9 protein-coding genes are annotated in these 6,907 nt (G+C 44.2%); 8 read left to right on the top strand and 1 reads right to left on the bottom strand.

Annotated elements, in window-relative coordinates; translation table 11 throughout:
* The 8 genes from BUB85_RS20295 to BUB85_RS21305 all read left to right on the top strand — a co-directional run.
* On the top strand, positions 1 to 325 hold a 325-nt coding region (locus BUB85_RS20295; protein ID WP_143160813.1), incomplete at its 5' end, for a transposase.
* A 285-nt stretch (positions 326 to 610) separates the two neighbouring features.
* The gene (locus BUB85_RS20290) at positions 611 to 1,708 is read left to right on the top strand and encodes a glycerol dehydrogenase (RefSeq protein ID WP_073113292.1); all 1,098 of its coding nucleotides are present in this window, start codon (positions 611 to 613) and stop codon (positions 1,706 to 1,708) included.
* A 351-nt stretch (positions 1,709 to 2,059) separates the two neighbouring features.
* The gene (locus BUB85_RS20280; RefSeq protein WP_073113290.1) at positions 2,060 to 3,346 is read left to right on the top strand and encodes an L-cysteine desulfidase family protein; all 1,287 of its coding nucleotides are present in this window, start codon (positions 2,060 to 2,062) and stop codon (positions 3,344 to 3,346) included.
* Positions 3,339 to 3,830: an L-2-amino-thiazoline-4-carboxylic acid hydrolase gene (locus tag BUB85_RS20275; RefSeq protein ID WP_073113289.1), complete on the top strand. Its 492-nt coding sequence runs from the start codon at positions 3,339 to 3,341 to the stop codon at positions 3,828 to 3,830. Before BUB85_RS20280 ends, BUB85_RS20275 begins: the two co-directional genes overlap by 8 nt.
* Before the next feature lies 1 nt (position 3,831).
* Positions 3,832 to 5,019, top strand: a complete 1,188-nt coding sequence (locus BUB85_RS20270; RefSeq protein WP_073113288.1) for an amidohydrolase — start codon at positions 3,832 to 3,834, stop codon at positions 5,017 to 5,019.
* A 22-nt stretch (positions 5,020 to 5,041) separates the two neighbouring features.
* A complete protein-coding gene (locus tag BUB85_RS20265; protein WP_073113287.1) occupies positions 5,042 to 5,734 on the top strand; it encodes a DUF5058 family protein in 693 nt (230 codons plus the stop codon).
* A 15-nt stretch (positions 5,735 to 5,749) separates the two neighbouring features.
* Complete coding sequence (locus BUB85_RS20260; RefSeq protein WP_073113286.1) at positions 5,750 to 6,466, top strand: hypothetical protein; 717 nt, start codon at positions 5,750 to 5,752, stop codon at positions 6,464 to 6,466.
* Positions 6,466 to 6,618 carry an amidohydrolase gene (locus BUB85_RS21305; protein WP_143160812.1) on the top strand — a complete coding sequence of 51 codons (153 nt, stop codon included), beginning with the start codon at positions 6,466 to 6,468 and terminating at the stop codon, positions 6,616 to 6,618. The genes BUB85_RS20260 and BUB85_RS21305 overlap by 1 nt, the downstream gene beginning before the upstream one ends.
* 15 nt (positions 6,619 to 6,633) lie before the next feature.
* On the opposite strand, the gene BUB85_RS20255 is transcribed toward BUB85_RS21305, so the two are convergent.
* A partial coding sequence (locus tag BUB85_RS20255) for an IS66 family transposase (RefSeq protein WP_143160695.1) occupies positions 6,634 to 6,907 on the bottom strand: 274 nt, incomplete at its 5' end.

Below are 6,907 nucleotides of genomic sequence, written 5' to 3'. Positions count from 1 at the left end.
AGAGAGTTTAACTCTTGCGTATTCTCGTAATGACGAAGCACGCATGTCTGAGGATATTATCTCTATCATGGATACCTGTAAATCAACTAAAAACGAGCACCTTATGTGGTTCAGAAGGTTATTGGACAATCACTTTGAGGGTATCATAGCTCATGCAACATATGACATATCAGCTGGTAAGATTGAGGGTATAAACAACAAAATCAAAACATTAAGACGACAGGCTTACGGATATCGTGATGATGAATACTTCTTCCTTAAACTGTTTGATATCAGCAGGAAGACTTATGTCAGAAATCCTTTATCCCACAAAATTTGTGATTGAGCCAAAAAAACTACGATTGCTCTTGTTGTTTGATTTTTTTTATTTGTCACGGGTCAAGTATCTCCTTTTCATTTCTATAATACAATAGTGTTGGTGATTGTCAACAGAATATTGCAGTGAATGGAGCTTCGATTTTCGCAAGTTCCCGGAAGAATGATAAATGATAACATTTCCGTAAAATCCAATACTGTTTATTGACATCGCCTGTAAAAGAAACTACAATGAAAATGTATCGTTAATAAATTAACATGACAATGCAACACAACAGATCAAAGGAGGCAAAACATGGCAAATATCTTAATCAGCCCGAGTAAATACGTGCAGGGCGCAGGTGAAATGAAGAAACTTGGTGATTACGCACAGGCATATGGAAAAAAAGCACTGGTCCTCATTACCGAATCCGGATATAAGCGAATCGGGGCTACTGTGGATGGCAGTTTCCAGAACACAGAGACAGAGCCAGTTTACGAATATTTTAATAAAGAATGCAGCAAGACGGAAATCAACCGTCTGGTTGAAATCATGAACGAAAGAGGCTGCGATGTCGTCATCGGAATCGGCGGCGGAAAGATTCTTGACACAGCCAAGGCCGTTGCATATTACAAAGAAGTCCCGGTGCTGATCTGCCCGACCATCGCGTCCACCGACGCGCCATGCAGCGCACTCTCCGTAATTTATACAGACGCAGGAGTGTTTGAAGAGTATCTCTTCCTCCGCGCAAATCCAAATATGGTTCTGATGGACACCGAAATCATCGCAAAATCCCCGGTACGCCTGACCATAGCCGGAATGGGCGACGCGCTTGCAACTTACTTTGAGGCGAGAGCATGTCAGGCAAGCGGAGCAGCCACCTGTGCGGGTGGTAAAGTGACATCTGCGGCTATCGCGCTGGCAAAACTCTGCTTTGACACGCTGATGGAAGAAGGTGTAAAAGCAAAGCTGGCACTCGAAGCCGGTGCATGCACACCAGCGGTCGAGAAAATCGTCGAGGCCAACACCCTGCTCAGCGGAATTGGTTTTGAGAGCGGCGGACTGGCCGGAGCCCATGCAATCCACAACGGATTTACGGTTCTCGAAGAATGCCATCACATGAACCACGGTGAAAAGGTTGCCTTCGGTACTATCACACAGCTTGTCCTGGAAAATATACCGGCAGAAGAACTGGAAGATATCATCGACTGGTGTATCGAGCTGGGACTCCCGGTCACATTGAAAGAGCTCGGAATTACAGAAGTGACGGACGAGAAGATCATGGCAGTTGCCACAGCAGCCTGCGCAGAAAATGATACCCTGCACAACCTGCCGTTCGAGGTGACACCGGAGACTGTCTGTGCGGCGATCAAGGCGGCAGATGCCTACGGCAAATATTTCCTCGGAGAATAATTGATAACTGTGAGGGATGAATGTCCGCTTTACTGAGGACGAGAAAGAATAATTTAAAACGAAATTGGGGAATTCCTCCTGTCAGAGACAAAAAGATCTCTGACAGGAGGAATTTTTTGTATAAGCGGAGAATCTTGCAAGCAAGCTTCTTTTTTGGCGAAAAACAGGAAAAAGAATTATACGAGAATAACATGAAAAAATAAAAAATGGAATAATATACAAAAAAATAGCAAAAAAACGGTCAAAATAGACAAAAAAATTGATATAAGTAAAAAGAAATTGACAATTTGGATAGAATAGAATATTATACACGTATAAACACAGAACATAAATAATGGGAAAGGAGAGAGGATGGAGAAAACAATATATGACAAGTATGTGTGTATATTAAAAGAAGAGCTGATTCCGGCTATGGGGTGCACCGAACCGATCGCGCTTGCTTATGCGGCCGCGAAGGGAAGAGAACTGCTGGGAAGACTGCCGGAGAGAGTTGTTGTGAAAGCGAGCGGCAGCATAATTAAGAACACCAAGAGCGTAGTGGTACCCAATACGAATCAAATGCGTGGAATCCCTGTCGCTGTGGCTGCCGGGATTGTAGGAGGAAAGCCAGAATTAGAGCTGCAGGTGATTTCGAAGATGAATACGCAGGAAATCGAAGACGTCAGGAATTTTGTTGAAACAATTCCGATAGAAGTAGAAGCACTTGATGATGGATTCGTTTTCGATATTTTGATTGAACAGCACTGGGGGGAATTGAAGTCGGTTATCCGAATCGTCAATTCACATTTAAACATTGTGTATATCGAAAAAAACGGCAAAGTATATTTGGACTGTGTCTCGGATATGCGGGAAGAAAAGCAGGACAATTTCAGCGTACTGTCGATGGAGGGGATCTGGGATTTTGTAAATCATTGTGATTTGAAGGACGTGGAAGAGCCAATCAAACTGCAGATGGAGCTGAACTGGGCCATTGCAATGGAAGGCATGCGGCAGCAATATGGCGCCAATATTGGAAAAGTGCTGAATGAAACATATGGAAATGATATCCATAATCTGGCGTGTGCTCTTGCAGCCGCAGGGTCAGATGCAAGGATGAACGGATGCGAACTTCCGGTGGTTGTAAACTCAGGCAGCGGCAACCAGGGAATCACGGTCTCGGTTCCCGTGATGGCTTATGCAGAGGCAATGAATATTCATGGGAAAAAGGTGATTCGTGCACTGCTGCTATCCAATTTGATCGCACTGTATGAAAAAGTGGGAATTGGAAGGTTATCGGCATATTGTGGTGCAGTTTCGGCAGGCGCAAGCGCAGCCGCAGGAATTGCATATCTAAACGGAGAAGGATACGACACGGTGATCCATACCGTTGTCAATGCACTGGCTGCATCTTCCGGCATTATCTGCGATGGCGCCAAGGCATCCTGCGCAGCCAAGATCGCAATTGCTGTTTACACCGGATTGATGGGATATGAAATGTATAAAAAAGGACAGCAGTTTTATGCAGGTGATGGGATCGTCGGCGATGGAATAGAGGAGACCTTGAAAAACGTCGGAGATCTGGCAAGTAAGGGAATGCTGGAAACAAACAATGAAATTATAAAAATGATGACTAAAGAGAGGAAAAAAAGTGATGAGTGAAACAAGTATGAAAATTGAAGAAATGCCTATTTTATTGAGAAGGGAGGTAGAAGCACTTATTTTAAAGCCTTTCCTGGAAGCCTTTGAAAAGGAGGTTGGTAAAGAAAGAACAAAAGAAATCGTCATAGACATTATTAAAAAAACAGCAAGACAGGCCGGGCATGAGGCGGCAGAAAGATACGGCAGCAATGATTTTGACTCGATCGAAGGAATCATGCAGTACCATAGCATGGACGGTTCTCTGGAAATGGAATTTTCCAAACCGGAGGAAAACCAGTTAATGTTTAAAACAGTGAAATGCGAGTATGTAGAAATGTATGAGCGGATTGGAATGAAAGAATGGGGATGTCTGTTATCCTGTCTTAGAGATGAGGAATACTATTGCGGAATTAACCCGGAATTTGAATTTCATCGAACACAGGTGTTGATGAATGGAGGAACATGCTGTGACAGTTTACTGATTCAGAAAAAAGAAAGGAGTTAGCATGAATGTCAGGGAACTAGCTGAAAAATATGAACGATATGTAATTGAGCAGCGGCGCTGGTTTCACAGCCATCCAGAGCTTGCCTGGAAGGAAGAAGAGACAACAGAGCATATCGTTTGGGAGTTAGAGGCGATGCAGATCGAGGTGAATAGATTTGAAGGGCATACGGGGTGCTGGGCGATGATATACGGAGGAAAAGCCGGTGTAGAGCCAAAAACTATTTTACTTCGAGCAGATATTGACGCACTTCCAACCGTGGAGAAGAGCGATGTGACCTACAAAAGTATTTATGAAGGAAGAATGCATGCCTGTGGGCATGACGCACATGCGGCAATGCTTCTTGGCGCGGCAAAAATCCTGAAGGAGTCTGAGGCACAGCTTGAGGGAAATGTCAAACTGCTGTTTCAGGCGGCAGAGGAAACGGCAATAGGTGCAAAATATTATGTGGATCAGGGAATCACCTCGGATGTTCTGGCTGTGTACGGATGTCATGTGGCAACTTGGCTGGATGCGCCGCTGCTCGACATTAATACAGGGGCAAGAGAGCCAAGCTGTGATGAATTTGAAATAACGGTGCGGGGAAAGGCGGCACATGGCGGGATCCCTCAGGATGGGCATGATGCCATCGTGGCAGCCTCCGCAATTGTTCTGAATTTACAGACACTGGTTTCCCGAATTAACGATCCAAGAAATCCGCTGGTGGTGACGGTCGGACAGATGGAAGGCGGCTACCAGTATAATATTATTGCCGGAAAAGCAACATTACATGGAACAGTGAGAACATTTTCAGCAGAGTTCAGAAAAGAACTTATCGGTAAGATGCGAGAGATGGCAGAGGCGTCAGCAAAGGCATACGGGTGTGAGGCAAAGCTGGATTATATGTGGAAAACAGGGCCTGTTTTCAATAAAGACGAGACGCTGAATGAGGTCGTCAGAAAAGCGGCCGAAACGTTGTACGGTAAAGAAGGAATCCACAACTTAGAGGCGGTTTCGATGAGCGATGATTTTGCATATTTTGCAGAAGAAGTTCCAGGCTTTTTCGCATTTATCGGTGCAAGAAATGCAGAAAAGAACTGTGTGTTCCCACACCACCACGAATGCTTTGATATCGATGAGGATGTGCTGAAAAGAGGTACTGCACTTTTTGCACAAGTTTCAATGGACTTTTTGAAAACTGTCAGGGAATGAAAGGGTAGAAGGAGGAAGATAAATGGAGTATTTAAAAATTGCAAATGGTTTTTGGCTTTGGGTCGCATGCGGACTCGGAGTGGCTTGGGTTGTCTTTCAGTCAGTTCTGTTTTTAATAAAATCCATCAAGGTCAGCAAGGAAATCGGAATAACAAAAACACAGGTGAACAGCGCGGTAAAGACTTCAATCGTTGCTACAATTGGTCCGTCACTGGGCGTTCTAGTCGGAATGGTTGCACTGCTGGTGTCCATGGGTGGTCCTGTTTCCTGGTTCCGTCTCTCATATATAGGGTCTGTGGCGTATGAGATGTTCGCGGCGGAGATCGGTGCGCAGGCCGGAGGCGGTGCATTGGGGGCGAACATGAGTGCGACAGCATTTGCGACAGGCGTCTGGGTCATGACACTCGGAGCACTGGGATCAATCTTAATTACGGCACTGTTTACGGATAAGATGGGAAAGCTGGAAAATATCATGGCTGGCGGTCGAAAAGAGATGCTGCCGATTATTGCAGGGTGCGCAATGTGCGGAACATTTTCCTACTTATGTATGGACAGAGTATTCCGGTTTAATTCACAAACGACGGCGGCTCTTAGTGGATTTATCATCATGGCGGTATTAAATATTTGGAATAAGAAGCTAAACAAAAAATGGATTCGAAACTGGAGCTTTACGATCTCGATGTTTGCAGGAATGCTTATTTCCATTGTTGCCTAATTAAGGAGGAGAAGAATGAATAATAAAAATGATATGAGTGCTTATCACAACAAATATATTCCATCTATTATCAAATGGGGACGTGCGACGAACTTAATTGGTGTGCTGATTGCCTTTCTTCCTGGATTAGTGTGCACAGCAGTTTATGGGCTTAAACCGCAGGTGGCAGCAGTGATCGGCGGATTTATTCTGGTCGCAAGTTCTGAAGCGGTATTCTGGATTGTAGAACCGATTTCATATTTTCCAACACTCGGTATTCCGGGCACGTATATGTCTTTCTTATCCGGAAACATCAGTAATCTTCGACTTCCTGTCTCTCTGGCATCTCAGACGGCGGCCGAAGTAGAACCGGGAACAGAAAAAGGTACAGTGATTACAGCGATTGGAATTGGCGTATCTGTTATTGTAAACATTTTAATCCTGACATTTGGCGTCATTCTTGGCTCCTCAATACTAAGCCTGATCCCGGAATCGGTCATCAACGCATTGACCAACATCGTACCGGCATTATTCGGAGCACTGTTTGCGCAAAATGTAGTAAGCAGACCGAAAACAGGAATTGTGGCGATTGTTCTGGCATGTGGAATCATGATACTGAACATGCTGGGACTCCTGGGCTGGGTACCGGGGGATCCAACATATGTCATTATGATTGTCTGCGTATTTGGCACAATTTTAATCGGAAGAAAGATTGAAGCTTCGGATATGGAGAAAGCGAAGGAGGCTGAGTAATGAAAAAAGAACTGTATACAGCCATTGATAACCAGCTTGAAGATATGAAGAATATGTCTCAGAAAATCTGGGAATATGCAGAAACAGCTTTTGAAGAGTTTCAATCATGCGAACTGCAAAAGGAGTATTTGCAAAAAAAAGATTTCATGTAACTGTTCAGAACTCCATTAGTTAAAGATGATATCGGAATTCCCTAAAAGGGCTTCTCTGATTGCTGTAAAAGCATTTATTCCATGCTTATGAGCAGTCCCAATATAGCTCATGATTGTAAGATATTCCTGTGCGCCTTCCTCACTGCGAAAACATCCTGAGACCTTGGTTTTAACCTTAATCATGCGCAAATCACGTTCCGCAAGGTTATTATCAAACGGAACACAGAGATTCTTTATAAATAAGCAGACTGATGCCTTGTAATTCACAAGTCTGTCAATTAGATTTAGT

The sequence above is a fragment of the Hespellia stercorisuis DSM 15480 genome (assembly GCF_900142165.1).
Taxonomy (GTDB): Bacteria; Bacillota; Clostridia; order Lachnospirales; family Lachnospiraceae; genus Hespellia; species Hespellia stercorisuis.
This window is presented reverse-complemented; position numbering and strand designations above follow the sequence as displayed.

Coding starts and splice junctions, on each gene's coding strand:
- BUB85_RS20275 (WP_073113289.1), top strand. CDS start 3,339: ATGAGTGAAACAAGTATGAAAATTGAAGAAATGCCTATTTTATTGAGA.
- BUB85_RS20260 (WP_073113286.1), top strand. CDS start 5,750: ATGAATAATAAAAATGATATGAGTGCTTATCACAACAAATATATTCCA.
- BUB85_RS21305 (WP_143160812.1), top strand. CDS start 6,466: ATGAAAAAAGAACTGTATACAGCCATTGATAACCAGCTTGAAGATATG.
- BUB85_RS20270 (WP_073113288.1), top strand. CDS start 3,832: ATGAATGTCAGGGAACTAGCTGAAAAATATGAACGATATGTAATTGAG.
- BUB85_RS20290 (WP_073113292.1), top strand. CDS start 611: ATGGCAAATATCTTAATCAGCCCGAGTAAATACGTGCAGGGCGCAGGT.
- BUB85_RS20265 (WP_073113287.1), top strand. CDS start 5,042: ATGGAGTATTTAAAAATTGCAAATGGTTTTTGGCTTTGGGTCGCATGC.
- BUB85_RS20280 (WP_073113290.1), top strand. CDS start 2,060: ATGGAGAAAACAATATATGACAAGTATGTGTGTATATTAAAAGAAGAG.